The sequence below is a fragment of the Gelidibacter sediminis genome (assembly GCF_004364975.1).
GTDB lineage: Bacteria > Bacteroidota > Bacteroidia > Flavobacteriales > Flavobacteriaceae > Gelidibacter > Gelidibacter sediminis.
The window spans coordinates 913,226-935,501 of record NZ_SOBW01000008.1; the positions used below are offsets into that span (position 1 = coordinate 913,226).

Consider the following 22,276-nt stretch of genomic DNA (forward strand, 5'->3'; position numbering starts at 1 on the left):
AAATTTAGAATGTAAAACCAATGTATTATGAAAAAAATCATCAACACTCCCAATGCCCCTGCTCCTATTGGTCCCTATAATCAAGCTGTTTTAACTGGAAATACGCTCTACACTTCAGGACAAATTGCGTTTGATCCAGAGACTAATGAATTAGTTTTAGATTCGATTGCGGTAGAAACAAAACAGGTCATGGAAAATTTGAAGGCTGTTTTAGAAGCTGCAGATATGACGTTTGAAAACGTTATAAAGTCATCTATCTTTATTAGTGACATGAATAACTTTGGACAGATAAATGAAGTCTACGGCACATATTTTATTGCTGAAACAGCACCTGCTAGAGAAACTGTAGAAGTTGCCAATCTACCTAAATTTGTAAATGTTGAAATTAGTATGATTGCGGTAAAATAACAAGAGTTGGTAATTTGATTGACAATTGCAAAAACAAAAAAGCAGTGTTCTTATATGGAACACTGCTTTATTTATTTTTAAGGCCAATACGTAAAAATCAATTTAATCTCTTTGTATGGTAGGCCACTAAACCTTCTATAGGACGTCTAACAAAATTACCTGCGGTAAAGCCCATTTCTTCTGCCACTTCCAGGATTTGTTTTTTAGCAAAAAATGCAATAGAACCTACAAAATGAACAGGGACTTTTTCTACTTCATGCTTATATTGAAAAATCATATTTTTTGCAAATAGACGGATACCTTCCTTAATCATATCTTGAATGTAGGGCGAATCTATATTCAAAAACATAAATTCTGCAAAACTTGCCAAATATGCATTAGGGCTTGGCTGTTTGTATAGATTGTATTTTATAAAATCAGCATCCATATTATATTTATCCGCAAAGGAAACTTTGATGGTCTCAGGCATATGGTTAAAATAATAATCTCGTATCATTTGTTTTCCATAATAATTGCCAGAAGCATCATCCATTAACGTATAGCCTAAAGATTGAACCCTTTGATCTAAATGAGCACCATCATAATAGCTGCAGTTTGACCCTGTTCCTAAAATACATACCACTGCAGCTTCGTTGTCATCATTAAGCGTTGCTCTTACAGCAGCCATAGTATCTTCTGTAACCTCTACTTCTGCGTTTATAAATATGTCTTCTAAAACCCGTTTTAGGAGCAACCTCGGATTTTCAGTACCACATCCTGCGCCGTAGAAGAAGATGTGAGTTACCTCGCGTTTATGCGCCATCAGTTCCTCACTCTTACGAATGGTTTTATAAAGTTTTTTCTCTTTAAGAATTTCAGGATTTAAGCCACTCGTGCGGATTTTTTCCAGAAGTTGTTTCCCGTTATTGTCTACTGAAATCCAATCGCATTTTGTAGAACCACTATCAACTATTAAAATCATCTGTCTTTAGAATAAAAAATCCGTATAAGTTAAGCTATACTTAAAAAGCACGTCTTATACGGATTTTATGGGTTACTTATAAGGAGTGGATATGTTGCGCCAATTCAACCAATTTAGTAGAATATGCAAACTCATTATCATACCAACCTACTACCTTGAAAAATCGTGAATTCAATTCTATTGAAGCATCAGCATCAAAAACACAAGTGTTTGTTTCTCCTACAAAATCTTGAGACACCACCAATTCTTCGGTATAGCCTACCACACCTTTCATGTCACCTTCTGAAGCATCCTTAAATGCTTTTTTGATTTCTGCCAAAGAAGTTTCCTTAATGGTTCTCACAGTTAAATCTACTACTGATACATCTGCCGTTGGAACACGGAACGCCATTCCTGTAAGCTTACCGTCCAATTTAGGAATCACTTTCCCCACAGCTTTAGCTGCTCCTGTAGATGCTGGAATGATATTCATTAGCGCACTTCTACCGCCTCTAAAATCTTTTTTAGAGGGACCATCAACCGTTAATTGCGTTGCTGTAGTGGCGTGTACTGTGGTCATTAATGCTTCTTCAATACCAAAGTTGTCATCAATAATTTTAGCCATAGGGGCTAAGCAGTTAGTTGTACAAGAAGCGTTTGATACAATTTTATCAGATGCCTTTACATCCTTATGGTTTACACCCATTACAAACATAGGGGCATCTTTACTTGGTGCTGATATAACTACTTTCTTAGCGCCAGCTTCAATATGATATTGTGCTGATTCTAGCGTTGTGAAAATTCCTGTACAGTCTGCAACAACATCTGCCCCAACTTCATCCCATTTAAGATTGCGTGGGTCTCTTTCTGCAGTCACACGGATAGTTTTGCCATCTACTACCAAATGTCCATCTTTAACTTCAATTTCTCCGTCAAATCTACCATGTACAGAATCGTACTTTAATAAGTATGCTAAATGCTCTACTTCTAACAAATCATTAATGGCTACGATATCTACATTTGGTTTTTTTAATGTTGCTCTAAAAACGATTCTTCCAATTCTTCCAAAACCGTTAATTCCTAATTTTAAATTTGACATGATCTTCTATTATTTATTACTATTATTATTTATGTGTTTGTACGTTCTAAAGTGTCCTTTACTAAGAGTCTGTTTTGAATCCTTTAAGTGGACATGATTTCAGAAACGCGCAATAACTCTCTATTTATTTGTGATTTCCCTTTAACAGCTTGTTCTAGAGGCGTCAGAGTCATCTTGTTATTAAGTAATCCCACCATATAATTAGACTTTCCTTCCAACAAACTTTCTACAGCCTTTACCCCCATTCTACTAGCTAGGACCCTATCAAAACATGATGGCGGACCTCCACGTTGCATATGGCCTAATACAGAAACTCTTACATCGTATTCGTCGAGATTGGCCTCTACATAATCTTTAAGCTCAAAAACGTTTTTACCAATTTTATCACCTTCAGCCACTACTACGATACTTGACGATTTACCAGAGCGTTTACTGCGTTGTAAAGATTCCAATAAGCGTTCTAACCCTAGATTTTCTTCAGGGATTAAAATTTCTTCAGCTCCTGCGCCCACACCTGCGTTTAATGCAATATGACCAACATCACGCCCCATAACCTCTACAAAGAATAAGCGGTTATGTGAACTTGCAGTATCTCTAATTTTATCAATACATTCTACCACTGTATTCAATGCAGTGTCGAACCCAAGGGTATGCGAAGTTCCGAAAATATCATTGTCTATGGTTCCTGGAATTCCGATAATAGGAAAATTAAACTCCTTGTTGAAAACGAGTCCACCATTAAATGTACCGTCACCCCCAATAACTACCAACGCCTCTACACCGGCATCTTGAAGTTTTTGATGTGCTATTTTACGACCTTCAGGGGTTCTAAACTCTTTAGAACGGGCTGATTTAAGAATGGTACCGCCCTTATTGATTATATCTTTTACGCTACGTGCATCCATTGCCTTAAAGTCGCCTTCCATCACACCTTCATAGCCGCGATAGATGCCCACACATTCCACATTATGATAAGCGCAGGTCCTGACCACAGAACGAATGGCAGCATTCATTCCAGGAGAGTCACCTCCAGATGTCATTACCCCAATTTTTTTTATGCTTTTTGACATTGATTTTTTATGTTAGAATAGTAAAACTACTAAAGAAATATTATAAAGAAGGTAGCATTTATCATATTTTGAGTAGAAGACTTAAATTCAATCGTTTTCGTTAATAACTATCTCAAAATTGTTCGAAAATAAGTGGGCCTATAAGTCATTTTGATCACTTTTGTCCTTCATTTTGATGTATTCAACCAAAGGCTCTTCTTCGCGGATTGCCGATTGTTCGTCCTCAATAACCGGATCCTGTTTTCTGTTTTTGCCTGAAAAGATGATACGAAGTAATTCTCTAAAGGTGTCAAACTCTACATTATAAGATAGACCAACACCTTGCGTATACCCAATTTCTTCACCAAAATTTCGAATGTTATTCTCCCGATTGAAGAATTTTGCTGATAAGGTACCGTCTTCATTTAATAAAAGTTCTATCTCCGCATCGCCAGCAATAACCGTTTCATTAACCCCGCCAATTGGTACGCCCACCTTGCCATTAAATAGCACCCTGTCGCTAATTTTAGTGCTTAGGGTTAAGCCCAAACGATCATCTGTTCTATAGTCTGGTGTTTGCTCTCCTGCCTGAAAATTAAGTCCCAATTTCAGTTTGTCGTCATCACTAGATAACAAGCCATTAAACAGACTGTTTACACGGTCAGCGATGGTCCCATACGCCTGCTGACCTAGACTAATTTCACTAGCAAAAGACCCTGTGGCCAATAAAAACAATGCTTGGTTTTCTCTACTCTCCTTCGTTTCTAAACGATATTCCAATTCTGACCGCACAGTAGAACTGGCATTTGGAAAAGTAACTGCAAAATCAGGTGTGGGTTGTTCCAATTGCCCTGTAAGATTAATTTCTACATTAACAGGAATGCTTCGGTTAATAGGATTATCTAATAAAATTGACGGATTGGCCTCGGTTTTATAGATGGCTTTGAGGTTAATTTGTGCCTTTAAAGGATCACCTTCCCAAATGATACTCCCTCCAGGTTCTACTACCAAGTCTTTCTGAATCAACCCACCATATGAAAAGTTATAGATGCCTTTAAATACTGAAAAATCACCCCACATTTTAAATTTGCCGTTGGTGTTGATTTCAAATAAAAGATTCCCTTCTCCATTTCCACGGATAGTACTGCCAGAGTTTCGGTCGATGACAATTTCTATATCAGCATTTTGGTTGACGTCTAAGTCAAATTTGAGTTCCAATCCTTTCACTTGGGTTTCTGTAACCACTTCACCCCTTAAACGGGCTGCTTTTTCTTCTGGACTTAAAAAGTGAATGTAAGAGTTGTCTCCAAAACTTTCTACGTCATTTAATGGTATTTTGAATACTGTGCCCTCAGAAGTACTTCCATCAACCGTTATGACCAATTGATCAGTCGGGCCGTATATACTTGCCGTACCATTCATAAATGCGGTGCCATAGTAGAGTGCATCTTCAGCATCGTCAGTATTTAACACCAACAATCTCTTTGTGTCAAAATTTAAACCGAGTTTCCAGTCTGAGAAATTTTGATGAGACATATAACCATTTAAAGTTGCTTTCGAGAAAAATTCTGAATCTGTCAGCACCACGTCATTCATAATGAAACGTTGCTCTTTTAAAATAACTTCGGTATCAAAATCAAAGGCATAATCTACATTTAGATACGGAATGGCCATTCCGGCATTGTCTAATATCAATTTCCCTTCAATTTGAGGTTTTTTCAATTGGCCGGTTACCTGCACATTTCCTGAAGCTAGTCCCCTGATGTTATTGATAACATCTGCACCAAAAACATTGAGTGGCTCCAAATCAAACTCATCAAAATCAATATCTAAGTCAATAAACGAATTGTTGGCACTCACATCGATACTGCCCTTGGCGTCCAAAGACTTAAGGTTGTCATTTCGCAAAAACAGATCCACTTCATAGTTTGTGAGTGACTGATTGCCTGCAATGTCTGCCTTTAAATCGCCCAACAAATAGTCATTAAATTTAAATTTATCAATGGTGACATTGGAGTTGGGAATATATACCCCATTTTGTTGAAGCACGTCTAAATTTCCATTTACAATACCACCAAAGGATAGGCTATCTAAAGTTGGTGTGATTTTGTACAAATCGACGTCCTTTAAACTCAACTTGAGATCTTTATAAGTAGAGTCTCTTAAAGCACCCGCCAGTAGAATCTCTTCATCGTCATGGCTAAACATGACATCCGAAATATTAAACTCTTTAAACCCTCTATCAAAAGCCACTTTATTCAATTGGTTTTTTTCCTCATTGATAAACCATTTGTTGTCTTTAAGTATAACATCCGATTTCTTAAACCCAACCACTGACTTATTATCTTTATCAATGGTATAAAACAGACTCAAATTATAGTGGTCCTTATTCTCTGTACCCCCATTAAATTCAGATTTTATAAACAAAGTATCTCTCACCGTAACATTAATCAGGCTGAATTTTGAAACATTATAAAAGTTGGTATTTATAGAATCTATTTCTATAAAGGTGTTATAAAGTGGATTGCTATTATCAATAGTGACTTGGATGTCATTAGCGAAATAATTTAGCAATTTAATTTGCGGTGAATTAAATTTTAAATCGAAGCCGCGCTCATCAGTCTCAATTCGACCTTTCAGAGAGGTGTTTTTGCCAAGTTCCAAATCATGGTAAAAGACCTCGACTATTTTATTGTATATGGTAAAATCAAAATCCATATACTGCTCACTCAATATTTTATGAGGAATATAATTAGTATAAATACTACCTATAGAATTTTCAACAAGTTTACCAATGTCCCTAAATTTAAATATGCCCCTGACAGTACCTTGGACAATGTCTGGCGAATTGATATCTATGACACGCTCATTTTCCTCATAGCGCGATATGATTTCAAAATCGTCAAAGTAATAATAATCGTGCTCATTTATGTACGTGGTGTTTTTAAAGGTCAGCTTTCCATAAGCATCGTCTATAGTAGACCCGTCCATGTCCATCAAAATAGTACCCATAAAAACAGACATGCTATCCTTTTGAACAAAATTTAAAGCTTTAAGATTTGCATATTCCACGTCTGCCGTAAAATCCAATGAACTCACTTTCTTTGACATATCAGCCAATCCATTAAATCTAAACTTAAAGTTTTCATCATGGGACACCAAGTTGCCATTAAAAACTTTATTTCCTAATTTACCTGAAACGTCAATATAGTTGTAGTTATAATTGTTGTAATTGATGCTTTGTACCTGCCCATTAATATTGGTTTTTAAATTTTCGAGCGTAAAGCCTTTGCCATCAACATCTAAATCAAAACTTGTTTCTTTAAGATTTGGATCATTTAAGAGCTCTCCAATATTAAAATTCTCAACTATTATATTGCCTTTGTAGCTGGCATTATCAATATCATTAAATCGTAATAAATATAAATCAGAATCAATATGTCCGAGTGCTGTGTTGATTTTTAAATCGGCAAAGATATCTGTAGAGGTTATTTTAGTCTGACCGTAAATGGTGAAATTACCCAATTTTGAAAAGACACTCGGGATGGAGGCTCCTAATAGATTGGGCATTAAGGTCCTAAGATCGTAATAATTTGACGATAAATTACTAAAATCTCCATCCATTACAAATGTATTACTCTCAGTATTAAAAAGGTTTTTAAAATTAATATCACCGTAAATCTTGGTTTGACTACTGGTATTGAGTCTGAGGTTGTTCATATTCAAATCATTTAGTGTCCCAGTTAGATTGACACTAAACCTGGCATGATCTTCTATACTGAATTCGTTATAAAAAGTGTTCAGTTCATTCAGCATTACATCAGAATCATTGAATGTGGCCACTACTTCTACCTTATTGGTAAAGTCAACAAAATCAGCTCTATTATAGTTGAAGGTCAGTTCACCATTTAAATAAGAACTGGGAGTTTTGATAGACAGGTTGGCAAAGGTCATATACTCTAAGGTATATTCAAAATCAGTGACCATGTTCTGAATGGTCAAGCCTCTACTGTCTTTGAACGTTAAGGTGTTTATTCGTGCACTAACATTACTTCCATTGATTAAAAAATTGGTAGCGTTAAGGTTGAGATTGTTAAACTCTAATATTTTAGGAGTTTCCTTGTTGTCATTTATCATCCTGAAAACACTCGCATAAATGGAAACATCACTAGAAGACAATAGGAAATCGCTAGTTTTGGAAGGATTGTCCTGAGCAAAACGTTCTACAAAGACATCTAGATTAGTATCCTCTTCTCCAAGATAGGTCCTTACATTAAAAGTTAACCCCTGAATATCTATGTCTCCAAATGCCAATTTGCCATTAACAAGATTTCTATAACTTCGAATTGAGGTATTTAATTCCTGAATCCCTATCAGGGTGTCTTGTTTGTAATCTTCAATAAAAATACCCTTTAACTCTACATCTCCATTAAGCTGTAGCGCCACTTTATTAATAAAAATATGAGTTCCGTAGGTATCATTTATGCGTTGGGTGACCTTTTTTCCCAAATAAGTCTGTACTGGCGGAATAGAGAGTATTAGCACCAAAATGATGAATAGCAATAAGATTATTGCTACAATTTTAGATGCTATTTTTAAAAGTTTTTTGATACGTATTAAAAGTTATAACTTTGAAGCCAAAATTAACAATTATTGCGCCTAATTCTTACTAATGGCTACACAAAATATTTATATTCTTGCTATTGAGTCTTCCTGTGATGATACTGCAGCTTCAATAATGCTTAACGGCAAAATATTAAGCAATGTTGTGGCAGGGCAAAGTATTCATGAAGCTTACGGTGGTGTGGTACCTGAATTGGCATCTCGCGCACATCAACAAAACATTGTTCCTGTTGTAGATCAGGCCTTAAAAAGAGCAAATGTAAACAAGAACCAATTGCATGCCATTGCGTTTACACGCGGTCCTGGTTTGATGGGTTCATTATTAGTAGGGACCTCCTTTGCCAAGTCCTTGGCTTATGGTCTGGACATACCAATAATTGACGTAAACCATATGCAGGCCCATATTTTGGCACATTTTATTGATGAAGAAGGGTTTGAAAAGCCACCATTTCCGTTTCTAGCAATGACAATTTCCGGTGGACACACCCAAATTGTAAAGGTCAATTCCTATTTTGATATGGAAGTAATTGGTGAAACCATTGATGATGCAGTTGGAGAAGCCTTTGATAAAAGCGGAAAATTACTAGGTCTTGGCTATCCTGCTGGTCCCGAAATTGACAGACGTGCAAAACTTGGCAATCCAAAAGCTTTTAAATTTACAAAACCCAAAGTTGACGGCTTGAATTTTAGTTTCTCAGGACTCAAAACTGCCATTCTGTACTTTATTCAAAAAGAAACGAAGTCAAATCCCAACTTTATTGAAAACAATTTGAATGACATTTGTGCTTCCATTCAATATACCATTATTGGAATTTTAATTGATAAATTGAAACTGGCGAGTAAAGAGACTGGCATCAATCATATTGCTATTGGCGGTGGCGTATCAGCAAACTCAGGCATCAGACAAGCTTTGAAAAATGGCGAATCTAAATTTGGATGGAAAACCTATGTGCCCAAATTTGAATTTACTACAGACAATGCGGCCATGATTGCCATAGTGGGCTATTTGAAGTTTTTAGAAGGAGATTTTGCAACACAAAGTGTAACAGCTTCATCGCGTCTTAAAATTTAATCATCAGACAAGTATACTATGCAACTTTTTTATAACCCGACCCTTACCGAAGATACAACTCATATTTCTTTCTCAAAAGAGGAAAGCAGACACATTGTTAAAGTACTCCGTAAGACCAAGGGTGATTTATTGCAAATCACAAATGGTAAAGGCTGGTTATTTACTGCAGAAATTATTATAGCAGATGTTAAAAACTGTCAGGCAGCACTACAATCTAACATATTTGAATCCCAACGTGATTATAAAATTCATTTGGCCGTAGCGCCTACTAAAATGAATGACCGTTACGAATGGTTTTTAGAAAAAGCTACTGAAATTGGCGTCGACACTATCACGCCAATTATCTGTGACCATAGTGAGCGCAAGGTTATAAAACTCGAACGTTTTGAAAAAATCCTACAATCGGCAATGAAACAATCCCTGCATTATTATTTGCCAAAACTTAATGATGCTATTCCGTATACTGAATTTATAGCAAAGGAATTTCAGGGGCAAAAGTTTATAGCGCATTGTGAGGAAACAGGGCGAAAATCATTAAAAACAAGTTTAAAATTAAAACAGGATGCACTTATATTGATAGGACCTGAAGGCGATTTTAGTACTAATGAAATAGATTTGGCCATTAGCTTGGGTTTTGAGCCCGTCATGTTGGGGAACACACGATTGCGTACTGAGACGGCAGCAATTGTAGCGTGCCATAGCATCATATATTCAAATGAATAATTTATTAAAATAGAGTGACTTAAGTAGTTGTGATAAAGCATCTTAAAACATTTTATATGCTATAAAATTTTGATATCAGTATTCCATGATATTAAATATTACTTTTAGTAGGGTGTTTCTTTTGCACTTATTAAAGAAGGCACATCATCAATTTATATTTATTTTTGGTTTATGAATATTTTTAAGGCGCATTATTATAAGTTTTTAAATGTTGTATTTGTGTTTATAACATTTTCAACATATATATCCGCTCAAAATATTGCTGTACTAAAATATAAAGGAGGGGGCGATTGGTACGCAAACCCGACAGCCTTGCCTAATTTAATTGCGTATTGCAACGCTAACATTCACACAAAATTAAATCCTAAACCTCAAACGGTTGAACCAAATAGTACGGAGATATTTGAATATCCATTTCTTCATATGACAGGCCATGGTAACGTGTTTTTTAGTGAAGATGATGCTGATAATCTGAGAAATTACTTGTTATCTGGTGGCTTTTTACATATTGATGATAATTACGGTATGGAGCCCTACATTGTTAAAGAACTAAGAAAAGTATTTCCTAATAAAGAACTCATTGAATTACCAAAAACACACCCAATATTTCATGTAGCTTATAAGTTTCCTGAAGGCCTGCCTAAAATTCATGAACATGATGGCAAAAGGCCACAAGCTTTTGGAATATTTGAAAAGGAACGATTAATCATTTTGTTTACTTATGAAAGTGATTTAGGAAATGGTTGGGAAGATCCAGAAGTTCACAATGATCCTTTCGAGGTCAGGGAAAAAGCTTTGAAGATGGGTGCTAATATTATAAAATATGTTTTTGAAAACTAATGTTCCAAATCAGTAATCATCAATCTACAATCCCCATGCAACTCACCCATTACACATCTAAATTTAAACGCCACACATTTCCAATCACCTTGGTTTGCGAAAATGTAACGAATGCCGCTAATGTAGGAAGCATATTTAGGATTGCGGATGCATTTGGCATAGAAAAACTTATTTTTTGTGGGAGTCCAATCCCAAAAGGACGAAAGATGACAAAAACATCGCGGTCCACTGAAAAGTATGTTCCTTATGAACATCACGAAGATGCGCAATTTTTGTTAGGAACACTCAAAAACTCAGGATATCACATTGTAGCTATAGAAATTACCTCTTCAAGTACGGCACTTGATAAAATGAGCATTGAACAGCAATCGCCTATTGTTTTGCTTGTGGGTGATGAAAACTTTGGAATTTCTGAAGCGTGTTTAAAATTGGCAGATCAAATTGTACATATTGAAATGTTTGGACAAAACAGTAGTATGAACGTTACGCAAGCTACCAGTATCGCACTATATGAAATGACTAATCAATTGAAGAACTAATTAGAATTGGCTCATGTTAAAGCAATAATATGGAAACCGTTAAAGTTATTCGTAACAGCATCCTAAATTTGGTTAAATTTAAAGCATGAATTCAAACATTATCTCTAAAGGTCTGTTAAAAACGCTCGCCATTGTATTTGGCATTATCATACTCATCTATTTTCTTTATCAAATACAATCGCTACTACTGTATCTTTTTATTGCTGGCGTAATTTCATTGATTTTTAGACCTGTTGTTCACTTTTTAAAAAGGAAACTTCGACTGGGTAAAAACCTGTCCTCTTTTATAACGCTTTTATTGATTGGAGGGCTCTTTACATTGATTCTTTGGATTTTTATTCCAATTATTCTAGAACAAAGTAAAAATATCTCAGAAATTGATTTTGAGATGGTTAAAACAGATTTAAACGAACTAAACATTCAAGCAAGTGAATATTTAGGTGTTGAAAAAATTAATATCATTGAAGCCATTAAACGTACGGACACCGTAAGAAATTTTGATTCTGAAATTGTAGAGAGTTTTGTGGATGTCTTTGTAAATAACATCACCTCATTTATTGTTGGACTCTTTTCAGTATTATTTATCTCATTCTTTTTGTTAAAAGATGAACGGATGATCAGCAATGCCGTAGCCATTTTTGCAGAAGAAGGCAAGGAACGTCGTTTTTTAAGAGTATTGGACAAAGCAAAAGAGCTGTTATCCCGATATTTTATAGGACTCATGGTTCAAACTACCATAATGGCCATATTTTACTTGGTATTACTAATGTTTTTAGATATTAAGAACGCATTGGCTATTGCTATTATCTGCGCATTCCTGAATATAATTCCTTACCTAGGCCCACTTCTTGGTGGTGTTGTCATGATTTTAGTGGTGGTATCCAATAATTTAGGGGCTGATTTTTCTTCAGATTTACTTCCATTATTAGTAAAAGTAGTGATTGGCGTAGGTTTGGCCCAACTTATTGACAACCTTGTTTCCCAACCAATCATTTTTAGTCATAGTGTACGCTCGCATCCATTAGAAGTGTTTATTGTTATTATTTGCGGTGGCTTGTTATTCAGTATTCCAGGAATGATTTTAGCAGTTCCGGTCTATACGACGCTAAAAGTGATTTCCAAAGAGTTTTTGTCTGAATATAAAATTGTGAAGCATTTAACCAAGGACCTATAGTTTCTTTTTGATAATTTCGCGTAAAACCGATTTTAATGAATTTAGCAATTCTAGAAGATGATGTTCAAGAGTTCATCACGAATAACCTGAAATCTGATGTCACCGCATTGATATTAAAAGGAGTGCCATTTAAAAAGGTATCGGTACAAGAAGTGGTGGAGCAAATTGAAGCCAAACTAAAATCGGAGAAAAAACTACCCACCTGGTTTCTCAATCCAAAGATCTATTTTCCAAATAAATTAAATATAGAACAGACTTCGTCTGAACTTACGGCTGATTATAAAACTCAAATCATTGATGGTAGCACCCTTATAGATCTTACCGGAGGTTTTGGTGTAGATGCCCATGCTTTTGCGAAACATTTTGATCACGTCACGCACTGCGAATGGAATACTGATCTCAGCGCAATTGTAAGTTACAATTTTGAAGTGTTAAAAGTTTTAAATTGTGAATGTATAGCTGTAGACGGGATAGCTTACCTTCAAACATCGACAAAATCTTTTGATTGGATTTATGTTGACCCATCTAGGCGTCATGACAGTAAAGGAAAAGTATTCTTTTTAAAGGATTGTTTACCCAATGTTCCAGAACATCTGAATGTTTTGTGGTCGCATACCAACAACATTCTGATAAAAACATCACCATTGTTGGACATCACAGTGGGTTTAAATGAACTGGAATTTGTTAAGACCGTTCATGTAGTAGCCGTAAATAATGAGGTTAAAGAATTATTATGGATTTTAGAACAAGGGTTTCAAGGAGAAGTTGAAATCAAGACGATGAACCTTAAATCTTCCAATTCAGAACAATTTGATTTTTTAATACATGAAGAAACTTCTAAAGATGCTGTTTACAGTCCACCACTCTCCTATCTTTATGAACCCAATGCGGCCATTCTTAAGTCAGGTGGATTTTCAATTTTAACACATCTGTTGCCTGTAACCAAACTCCATAAACATTCACATCTCTATACAAGTGACAATTTGATTGATTTTCCTGGAAGAATTTTCCAAATCCTCAATGTATTGCCATATAACAAAAAGCTGATTAAAACATTAGATATTGATAAAGCGAATATAACTACAAGAAATTTCCCAGAAACTGTACAGGCTCTTAGAAAACACTTTAAAATTAAAGATGGTGGCACAAAGTACCTATTCTTTACTACAAATGAGGAGAACGAGAAGATAGTAATTGTATGTAAAAAAGTTGATTTAATATAAATCAAACTGAATTACAAAGTTGACACATATTTGAGCATCATGTAATTCAGCTGATTATATTATTTTGAAGTTGAAGTGAGTATTCAGAATATTAATTCTTAGAACATATTAAACACTGGTCCTAGTAGTACATAAATAATTATAAACACTACAATGGTACCAATACATCCACACTTACCACCACCAACTTTCTTTGCTCCCCAACCTGCAAGAAGCGCTCTAAGTATATTTTTCATCTTTATAAATTTTAAAAAATAAAGATAGTTCAAAACTATAGCGATGAAGTGCGCATTAAATAGAAATTATAGCTCAAATAATGATTTTTCAGTAAATCCGTAGCATACAGAAGCGTCCACGGTGCGTTTAGTATTGAGTCCAGTAAATTCACTAAATGCAGGTAAAATTAACCGTTGCTCAGACACTTCAAAACAAGGTAGTTTAATAAATACTTTCCCTCGGCCTTTAATGGTAACACCAGGATGCGTATGTCCTGAAACACAAAAAACAGTTGGTTCGCAATGTTGTTCATCATGAACAAACCTAATTCCATTGACATCTTTATGCGTTTTAAAAACAGAAATTCCCAAAGCCTCGTAAAAACTATCTTTTAGTCGGTCGTGATTACCTTTGATAAGCTCAAAAGTAATGGAGGCATTCTTTTGGATAAAAGTCTGAAATTGATCAATATCAGTATTGTTTTCGGCATGAAAGAGATCGCCAACTACCAAAACAGTGCGCACATTAAAACGGTCAATAAGCGCTTGCAAACGTTTTAAATCTGTATCCAAAACAGCGGACGGGATAGCGATGCCTGCTTTTCTAAAATGAGCAGTTTTTCCAATATGTAAATCAGAAACCACTAATGTAGCCTCAGCTTTCCAATAGAGCGCACGCTGATTGGTAAGTGTTAAGGTGGTAAGATGAACCGAAATGTCTTTGGTAATAATGGTCATATTTGGGTTTGCTTCATCACTTCATCACGAATTCGTCTAATGCGTGCATCCAGATCTTCACTGGTAAGCGATTGACGTAAACTATCCACTTTTATAGGAAAGCTTAAAGGTGAGAAAGATTTGGCAAATTTAAGAATAAGTTTGCTTTTAGAGATCCGTTCAAAGGCTTCTTTTAAACGCACTTCTTCCAACTGCTGATTAAAGACTTCTGTATAGGCTTGTCGCAGTAGTAAATTTTGAGGTTCATAGTCTTCCAATACTCTAAAAATAAGTCCCGAGGACGATTGTAAGCTTTTATTGTTTTTCCGATTTCCGGGCTGACTTTGCACAACGAGTCCTGAAATAACCGCAATGTCACGGAATTTTCGTGAGGCCATTTCTGATGCGTTGATACTGCCAATCACATGCTCCATCAAATTTTCCTTTGACAGAATCGTTTTTATCGTGTGTTCATCAATGGGAATGGATTGGTCACTTAACAATTCAAAACCATAATCGTTCATAGCGATGGTAAAAGTCAACGGTTTTATCAGACTCAAGCGATAAGCGATTAATGCCGCCATTACCTCATGAACCAGGCGCCCTTCAAAAGGATACATAAACACATGATGACCATCCTTGGTTTCAATCAGTTCAATCAAAAACTCATCTTTTTCAGGAATGTGCGAATGCTTTTCCTGTTGGGAAATCAACGGATGTAAAAATTTGAGTTCCTTCTCAGTTGTTTTAGGGTGTAAGGATTCTGACAGTTTCTCACGCAAATATTGACTTAAATAAGACGACAAGGGCAAACGTCCGCCCAACCAACTGGGCGTTACGGCCGATTTCCGTTTACTGCGTTTTACTAAAACCGTCATGTCCTTGATGGTAACAATTTCTAAAACGCGCCCCGCCAAAATAAAATGATCATTAGGTTTTAATTTGGAAATAAAATACTCTTCCACCATCCCGATATAACCTCCGGAGAAAAACTTCACTTTCAACATGGCATCACTGACGATGGCACCAATATTCATGCGGTGCAACATCGCAATGCGTCTGCTTTTTACTTTGTATAATCCATCATCATCAATGATGACTTTATGGTATTCTTCATAAGATTTCAAGGTGTTCCCGCCTTCGGTGATAAAATGTAAAGCCCAGTGCCAATCCTCTTCGGTCATATAATGAAAGGCATGCACTTTTTGGACGGCCGCAAACAACTCTTTTTCATTGAATCCTTCACCAACCGCCAAGGACACCATATATTGAATCAACACATCAAATGTGAGCACCATCGGCTCCCGTGCCTCAATGCGTTTGTCTTTTACCGCTTGTTTAAGAGCTGCAGCTTCTATCAGTTCTAACGAATGGGTGGGAACAAAATAGATTTTGGAGGTTTCGTACGGCGAATGGCCACTACGACCGGCACGTTGCATAAATCGGGCAATACCTTTTGGTGATCCAATTTGAATGACACAATCTACAGGTTTAAAATCGACGCCCAAATCTAATGATGATGTACAGACCACAGCCCTTAAAAGTCCATCGGAAATAGCGTCTTCTATCCAATTCCGCAACTCTGCGTCAATAGACCCGTGGTGAATGGCAATTTGACCCGCCAAATCTGGTTCAATTTTTAAAATCTGTTGGTACCAAATCTCCGACTGATTTCGGGTATTCGTAAATATAAGCGTGGTGTTGTTTTCATAAATAATGGGTATTATTTTGGCGGCCATTTTCACACCCATATGCCCTGCCCAAGGCAAGACTTCGATTTCATCAGGTAAGACGGAGACAATTTCTATTTTCTTTTTTTCCTTGGCAACTATGCGTTTTGTTTTGATATGCTCATAAGGAATCAAAACTCTTTGCGCTTCGTCAAGATTTCCTATGGTGGCGGTGATGCCGTAAATAAGCATTTTTGGAGATAGCGACAACAACCTAGAAACCGCCAATTCAGTTAGCACCCCGCGTTTGGAACCTAATAGTTCGTGCCATTCATCAATAGCAATGCAATTGAGGGTTTTAAAGAATCGTGAATTGTTTTTTTGAGAAAATAGTATGTGTAATGTTTCGGGAGTAGTCAGTAATACATCCGGCATCAATCGTTCCTGACGCCGACGGTCCTTTTGTGGAGTGTCGCCATTTCGGACTTCAACTTCCCAATCCAAACCAATTTCTTCTACCGCAATGATCATAGCTTTGGCTAAATCTTTTGCCAAGGAGCGCAACGGACTTACCCATAACAGTTTCATCCCTTTTTTATAGGCTTCAGGTTGGTTTAAATAATCAATCACCACGGCTAAAAACACTGAAAATGTTTTTCCAAACCCCGTTGGTGCCACCACCATACCACTATAACCATTATGATATTGGTTCCAGGTTTGCAACTGAAAATCAAACGGCTTCTGCCCTTTTTCGTGCATCCAATCCGCAATAATCTGATAGCCTTGTGAATCTTGAACGTTTTTCAATTTGGATTGGTGATTAAAAGTTTAACTTGTTCAATAGTATCAATCTCCTCAACTGATTTATCACGACGCCACCTTAAGATACGTGGAAACCGTAAGGCTACGCCAGATTTATGACGGTTGCTAAACGCGATCCCTTCAAAAGCGATTTCAAACACAAGCTCAGGTTTAACAGTTCGTACGGGGCCAAATTTTTCAATGGCATTCTTATTGACAAATCTCGAAATTTCTGTTATTTCTTTATCGGTTAAGCCCGAATACGCTTTAGCTACTGTTACTAACCCGTCATCTTTTTTAACTGCAAAGGTATAATCGGTGTATTTGCTACTGCGACGGCCACTCCCCTTTTGCGCGTAAATCATCACCGCATCAATGGTCAGCGGATCTACTTTCCATTTCCACCAATCGCCCTTCTTTCTGCCGGTATGATATGGCGAATTTTTCTGCTTTAGCATCAAGCCCTCACTATTAAATTCTCGAGCTTTATTGCGAATGGCATCCAATTCATCCCACTCCGTAAATTCTATAATTTCTGAGATAACAAGGGTGTCATGCGCACTATTCGAACTTAAAAGTTGTTCCAATAATTGCCTCCGGTACTGTAAGGGTTGCGTACGAATGTCATCGCCATTCCATTCCAAAACATCATACACATAAAATCCGACCGGCACTTCCTCAAGCATCTTTTTACTGACATTTTTCCGGTTGAGACGTTTTTGTAAATCGTTAAATAATAATACAGCGTTGTCCTTGAGCGCTAGAATTTCACCATCAATTACAAAGTCTTCCTTAAAGTCTTGCAATATGGTGACGAGTTCAGGGAATTGACTTGTTACCAATTCTTCACCTCTAGACCAGATAAAGATTTCATTATTGCGTTTTACAATTTGCCCTCTGATGCCGTCCCACTTGTATTCCACTTGCCACTCTTCAGGTTGTCCCAATTCTGGCAGTTCTTTTTCTAAGGAATAGGCCAAGCAAAATGGATAAGGTTTAGAATTGTCATAATTAATATGCTCCCCATTAACGAGTTCATTAAAGCTTATGGTATCCATATCCCAATGGCCAATAATACTGTGCATGAGTTGATTGGCATCTATACCTGAATATTTAGACAAGGCATTTACTAAAGTTTTCTTAGACACCCCAATTCTAAAACTACCTCCTATAAGCTTGTTGAAAATTAGACGTTCTTGCATTTGCAATCCAGACCAAGCATGGAGCACATAGGCTTTTTTTTCTGCATCAGATTTTGACTTAAGCGCTTTTAGTTCGGTCATCCAGTCACTTAAAGTTTTATCGATATGGTGAGTGGGATCCGGCAACATCAAGGCAATAGTTTCGCCTAAATCGCCCACACTGCTATAGCTTTCCAAAAACAACCATTCCGGTAGCCCAGTAATTTCTAGACACCATTGACGCATGAGCGTCGTTTTTACGGGGCGCGGTGGACGTTTGCCAGTAAATAAAGTGATCAGCCATAATTTATCCTTTTCGGGAGCAATCTTCAAATAATCGACCAAGGCATCAATTTTTGCATTGGTTTTATTAGTGATTTCAATGGCGCTAATAAGGTCAGAAAAATGCTTCATGGGCTAATGGGTTTTTCTGAGATAAGTTCTGCCTCTTCTTCTTCCGTGCCGTATTCTGTTTTCACTTCCGCAGATGGAATTCCTATTTCATTTAAATATTTAGAAAACGTAGCCTGACTGCCATGGGTAACATACACTTTTTCAGCTTCTGTTGCTTTTACTGCAGATAAAAGTCCATTCCAATCTGCATGATCACTGACTGCAAAACCTGCATCTACAGACTGCCAACGTCTATTACCTCTAATTTGCATCCATCCCGAGCAAATAGCGGTAGCGGCATTAGGGATTTTCTTAATTAATTTTGATCCCAATAACCCTGGGGGTAAGATCACTATTCTATTCTGTACATCCTCTTTCTTAAAGTCATAGGTTAAAAGTTCCGTTTCCGGAAGCGGAATGCCGGAATCTTTAATAGCAGTATTTAAATTATGGATGGCGGAGTGCACATACATTTTATCCACACCTTCCATGAGTTTCATCAGGCGTTGGGCTTTCCCAAGTGAATATCCTAAAAACACACTCGTTCTATTATGTGCTTGATTTTTCAGTACCCAATTATACATCTGTTGTTGCAATTGCGCTTCACTTAGCCAATTATAAATGGGAAGTCCGAAGGTGCTTTCGGTAATAAATTCATGACATTTGATAGGTTCAAACGGAACGGTGATATAATCATTCTTCACTTTATAATCGCCCGTAAAAACGACAACAAAGCCTTTGTATTCCAATCGAATTTGGGCTGACCCAATTACATGTCCGGCAGGGAAAAAGCTCACCTGAACCCCATTGATCATTTTGGGTTCATTATAATTTAAGGATTCCACGTGAATATCAGCGCCTAAACGATGCTTTAATATGGCTTTGGAATCTGTTTGACACAAATAGAATTTATTACCACGTCGTGCATGATCGGCATGTCCGTGAGAAATAATAGCATACTCAACCGGCAACCACGGATCTAAATAAAATTTCCCAGGGATGCAATAAATACCTTTTTTTGTGAATTTAACGAGTTTCAAATGCCTTATTTATAGATTAAAAAACTCGAACCGAAGTCCGAGTTGGTGTGGATTTAAACTTATGGCTTTAATGTACCACTATCCATAGTATCAGGTTGATTTCCTGTAATGGCACCGATACCCATTTTAACTAAAGATATTAATTTATTATTCTTAGGATCCCAATAGAATGCCTCCGTAGGTTTAACCGAAATTGCGGTTATATTGGGATCATTCTTACCATCAAACCAAGCATCGTCACCACTTCCATAAAGGTCCTCAATAATAGATCGGTCTGTCGTAATGGTGGCCATTCCATAAATGTTTAAAAATTGCATATCATCCTTATCGGCATAAATGAGATGTAAGTTGGCATCATTCATAATATTTTGATTGTGGGTGCTATTTTTATGACTTAAAAACCAAATATTACCTTGGTCGTCCACTTTTTTAGTGCTCATGGGAATCATGTGCAGCGGTGTTTGTTTCAAATTGGTCGCCATCATGGTGAAGTCAATATCTTCTGCCATGTCTTTAATCTTCTTCCTAGCGTCTTCGTTATATAAATTATCAGTGCTCATAAATCCTTATTTTTTAATTAATATTCAATCTGTTTAAGATATTGTTAAAATTACTAAACAGATCCACAGATGCATAGTGCAATCCAAAAAAATAATAGCGCAATTCCAAATTTGTGGAATCGCATTTCATTTCTTGACACACTAATTTTAGCAAATGAGCTAACCAAATAGTTATTATCGCCCTAATTTAGATGTTAAAACTACATTTATGGACACCAAAAGAATATCTCAAGAAATAGAAGCTATTTTAAATGATCAAGTCACCAAAGAAGCTGAAGCGGCACAGGTTTTTCTAAGTTATGGCTGTTGGGCCGATGCTCAAGGTTATGGAGGAATTGCAAACTTCTTTTTTAGACATGTAGCCGAAGAACGTAACCATATGATGAAAGTTATGCAGTATATTATGGAGCGTGGTGGTAAAGTTAGAATTACAGCAATTAAAGCACCCCCAAAAGACCCTACAAGCTTGCAAGACTGTTTCGAAAAGACATTTCAGCATGAAGTAGATAATACATCAGCTATTTATGAAATCGTAAATTTGGCGCATGAACAGCGCGATTGGGCTACCTATAATTTTGCACAATGGTTTGTAAAAGAGCAAATAGAAGAAGAAAAATTAGTTATGGAGCTTTTAGACAAACTTAAAATTGCTGGTGGCGAAAAAGCTAGCAATGAATCTTTATTCAATCTCGACAAGTTTATTGGTGAAGCTCCAGATGATGTGCCTTTGGCCCGAGAAGCCACGATGGATAATCCTGAATAAAGCATAAGTTAGTTTAACTGATATAGTAATGCCTACAGAAAATTTGTAGGCATTTTATATTGTATATATGAGAAGTCGAGAGAAATTTTCATGTCTGATTTGATCAGTGTCAGAGGACAACATACGTCTACTTTAGAAGATTTAGATTTTATTCGTTTTATCTATGAAAAATATAGCAGTGCAACGCCTGAACAAGTTGATTATTTAGTAGCTATTGCCAGTCATTTCAATACTACAAGTGATCAAATTCGGGAAAACCCATTTTTCGCCTCCGATGGTTTTGCAAGTTCAACTGGTGTGATTGTCATTGGTGATGGTATTGTTTCCATGTTAGCTGAAACTGGTCGTGATTCAAAAGTTGTATGGTCTGCTATACTTGCACATGAGTGGGCGCATCAATTGCAATTCCAAAATTATGGAAATTGGGAGTATCCCGTACCAGGGTTTATTGGGACTCCAGAATCAACACGTATGACAGAATTGGAAGCTGATTTTTTTACTGGGTATTATTTAACTCATAAGCGTGGAGGAACATACAACTGGAAACGCGTAGAGGATGTGTTATTGGCGTTTTATAATATTGGCGATTGCGGATTTAGCAACCCCGGTCATCATGGCAATCCACTGCAACGTTTAGAAGCTGCCAAACAAGGCTACATGTTGGCTGCCAGTCAACAAAAAGCAGGTCAAACTCCTGATTCACAATATATGCATGAAGCATTTATTTCTACGTTGCCGATAATTACAGAATTAGCTCAATAAAGCGTCTAACAAAATAAGATACCATAATGTTTAAACCACCCCTTTTGGGTGGTTTTTTTTATTTCATATCGATTTTATCCAAAAGAAGTACCTATATAACAATATCGTGCTTTCCTGTTTTAGCGCAATATGATTTAAATGAAAAAAGCGCACTGACAGTGCGCTTTTGTGTTGTGAGCCCGATAGGATTCGAACCTATGACCGCCTCCTTAGAAGGGAGGTGCTCTATCCAGCTGAGCTACGAGCCCATTCAAGAACTAATGTTCTGAAATGATAAAACAAATTAAAGTCTATTTAGTTTGTCTTACGGTCGGCAAATATACAATTTCTATTAAAACATTATAAATAAAAAGTAAAAAAATTACGCATTAAATACTCTATTTTTCTGCCTTGATAAATCGCTGAATGAAATGACTTAATTTTTAATAAGTTAGCAAATGTGACACTTTTATACTCAAGAAAGAAAGTAAACAACAATTTTCAA

General features: G+C 36.5%; 19 protein-coding genes and 1 tRNA gene. 9 read left to right on the forward strand and 11 right to left on the reverse strand.

Features of this window, described 5'->3' with window-relative positions; genetic code table 11:
- Nucleotides 1-27 precede the first annotated feature (27 nt).
- On the forward strand, nucleotides 28-408 hold the full coding sequence (locus BXY82_RS10725) for a Rid family detoxifying hydrolase (protein WP_133758191.1): 381 nt from the start codon (nucleotides 28-30) through the stop codon (nucleotides 406-408).
- A gap of 97 nt (nucleotides 409-505) precedes the next feature.
- Here the strand turns inward: BXY82_RS10725 and BXY82_RS10730 are convergent, their stop codons facing one another.
- From BXY82_RS10730 to BXY82_RS10745, 4 genes are all read right to left on the reverse strand, one after another.
- Complete coding sequence (locus tag BXY82_RS10730; protein WP_133758192.1) at nucleotides 506-1,369, reverse strand: N-acetylglucosamine kinase; 864 nt, start codon at nucleotides 1,367-1,369, stop codon at nucleotides 506-508.
- A gap of 76 nt (nucleotides 1,370-1,445) precedes the next feature.
- The gene (gene gap, locus BXY82_RS10735) at nucleotides 1,446-2,447 is read right to left on the reverse strand and encodes a type I glyceraldehyde-3-phosphate dehydrogenase (RefSeq protein WP_133758193.1); all 1,002 of its coding nucleotides are present in this window, start codon (nucleotides 2,445-2,447) and stop codon (nucleotides 1,446-1,448) included.
- Nucleotides 2,448-2,530: 83 nt separating this feature from the next.
- Complete coding sequence (gene pfkA, locus BXY82_RS10740) at nucleotides 2,531-3,517, reverse strand: 6-phosphofructokinase (RefSeq protein ID WP_133758194.1); 987 nt, start codon at nucleotides 3,515-3,517, stop codon at nucleotides 2,531-2,533.
- 138 nt (nucleotides 3,518-3,655) lie between these two features.
- Nucleotides 3,656-8,041, reverse strand: coding sequence for a translocation/assembly module TamB domain-containing protein (locus BXY82_RS10745; RefSeq protein ID WP_243835781.1), 4,386 nt, complete (start codon nucleotides 8,039-8,041; stop codon nucleotides 3,656-3,658).
- Nucleotides 8,042-8,168: 127 nt separating this feature from the next.
- Between BXY82_RS10745 and tsaD the strand changes: the two genes are divergently transcribed.
- The 6 genes from tsaD to BXY82_RS10775 all read left to right on the forward strand — a co-directional run bounded on the left by tsaD (nucleotide 8,169) and on the right by BXY82_RS10775 (nucleotide 13,690).
- Complete coding sequence (gene tsaD, locus BXY82_RS10750) at nucleotides 8,169-9,191, forward strand: tRNA (adenosine(37)-N6)-threonylcarbamoyltransferase complex transferase subunit TsaD (RefSeq protein ID WP_133758195.1); 1,023 nt, start codon at nucleotides 8,169-8,171, stop codon at nucleotides 9,189-9,191.
- Nucleotides 9,192-9,209: 18 nt separating this feature from the next.
- Nucleotides 9,210-9,914, forward strand: coding sequence for a 16S rRNA (uracil(1498)-N(3))-methyltransferase (locus BXY82_RS10755; protein ID WP_133758196.1), 705 nt, complete (start codon nucleotides 9,210-9,212; stop codon nucleotides 9,912-9,914).
- Nucleotides 9,915-10,085: 171 nt separating this feature from the next.
- The gene (locus BXY82_RS10760; RefSeq protein ID WP_133758197.1) at nucleotides 10,086-10,754 is read left to right on the forward strand and encodes a DUF4159 domain-containing protein; all 669 of its coding nucleotides are present in this window, start codon (nucleotides 10,086-10,088) and stop codon (nucleotides 10,752-10,754) included.
- Nucleotides 10,755-10,789: 35 nt separating this feature from the next.
- On the forward strand, nucleotides 10,790-11,293 hold the full coding sequence (locus tag BXY82_RS10765) for a TrmH family RNA methyltransferase (protein ID WP_133758198.1): 504 nt from the start codon (nucleotides 10,790-10,792) through the stop codon (nucleotides 11,291-11,293).
- Nucleotides 11,294-11,378: 85 nt separating this feature from the next.
- A complete protein-coding gene (locus BXY82_RS10770; protein WP_133758199.1) occupies nucleotides 11,379-12,467 on the forward strand; it encodes an AI-2E family transporter in 1,089 nt (362 codons plus the stop codon).
- A gap of 35 nt (nucleotides 12,468-12,502) precedes the next feature.
- Nucleotides 12,503-13,690 carry a THUMP-like domain-containing protein gene (locus tag BXY82_RS10775; protein ID WP_133758200.1) on the forward strand — a complete coding sequence of 396 codons (1,188 nt, stop codon included), beginning with the start codon at nucleotides 12,503-12,505 and terminating at the stop codon, nucleotides 13,688-13,690.
- Nucleotides 13,691-13,788: 98 nt separating this feature from the next.
- Here BXY82_RS10775 and BXY82_RS15460 read toward each other — a convergent pair whose 3' ends face one another.
- The 6 genes from BXY82_RS15460 to BXY82_RS10800 all read right to left on the reverse strand — a co-directional run bounded on the left by BXY82_RS15460 (nucleotide 13,789) and on the right by BXY82_RS10800 (nucleotide 20,267).
- Nucleotides 13,789-13,926, reverse strand: coding sequence for a hypothetical protein (locus tag BXY82_RS15460; RefSeq protein ID WP_166643293.1), 138 nt, complete (start codon nucleotides 13,924-13,926; stop codon nucleotides 13,789-13,791).
- 66 nt (nucleotides 13,927-13,992) lie between these two features.
- Nucleotides 13,993-14,643, reverse strand: a complete 651-nt coding sequence (gene pdeM / locus BXY82_RS10780) for a ligase-associated DNA damage response endonuclease PdeM (RefSeq protein ID WP_133758201.1) — start codon at nucleotides 14,641-14,643, stop codon at nucleotides 13,993-13,995.
- Complete coding sequence (locus tag BXY82_RS10785) at nucleotides 14,640-17,099, reverse strand: ligase-associated DNA damage response DEXH box helicase (RefSeq protein WP_262711370.1); 2,460 nt, start codon at nucleotides 17,097-17,099, stop codon at nucleotides 14,640-14,642. Before BXY82_RS10785 ends, pdeM begins: the two co-directional genes overlap by 4 nt.
- Complete coding sequence (locus tag BXY82_RS10790; protein WP_133758202.1) at nucleotides 17,096-18,688, reverse strand: ATP-dependent DNA ligase; 1,593 nt, start codon at nucleotides 18,686-18,688, stop codon at nucleotides 17,096-17,098. Before BXY82_RS10790 ends, BXY82_RS10785 begins: the two co-directional genes overlap by 4 nt.
- Nucleotides 18,685-19,707: a ligase-associated DNA damage response exonuclease gene (locus BXY82_RS10795; RefSeq protein ID WP_133758203.1), complete on the reverse strand. Its 1,023-nt coding sequence runs from the start codon at nucleotides 19,705-19,707 to the stop codon at nucleotides 18,685-18,687. Before BXY82_RS10795 ends, BXY82_RS10790 begins: the two co-directional genes overlap by 4 nt.
- Before the next feature lie 59 nt (nucleotides 19,708-19,766).
- Entirely contained in the window at nucleotides 19,767-20,267 is a 501-nt protein-coding gene (locus tag BXY82_RS10800) for a pyridoxamine 5'-phosphate oxidase family protein (RefSeq protein WP_133758204.1), read from the reverse strand.
- A 208-nt stretch (nucleotides 20,268-20,475) separates the two neighbouring features.
- Here BXY82_RS10800 and BXY82_RS10805 point away from each other — a divergent pair, with 208 nt between their 5' ends.
- Together BXY82_RS10805 and BXY82_RS10810 are read left to right on the forward strand one after the other, a co-directional pair.
- Nucleotides 20,476-21,030, forward strand: coding sequence for a ferritin (locus BXY82_RS10805; RefSeq protein ID WP_133758205.1), 555 nt, complete (start codon nucleotides 20,476-20,478; stop codon nucleotides 21,028-21,030).
- Between the two features lie 90 nt (nucleotides 21,031-21,120).
- Complete coding sequence (locus tag BXY82_RS10810; RefSeq protein WP_133758206.1) at nucleotides 21,121-21,792, forward strand: hypothetical protein; 672 nt, start codon at nucleotides 21,121-21,123, stop codon at nucleotides 21,790-21,792.
- Between the two features lie 174 nt (nucleotides 21,793-21,966).
- Here BXY82_RS10810 and BXY82_RS10815 read toward each other — a convergent pair.
- Nucleotides 21,967-22,040: transfer RNA gene (locus tag BXY82_RS10815), tRNA-Arg, on the reverse strand.
- Nucleotides 22,041-22,276: the final 236 nt, after the last annotated feature.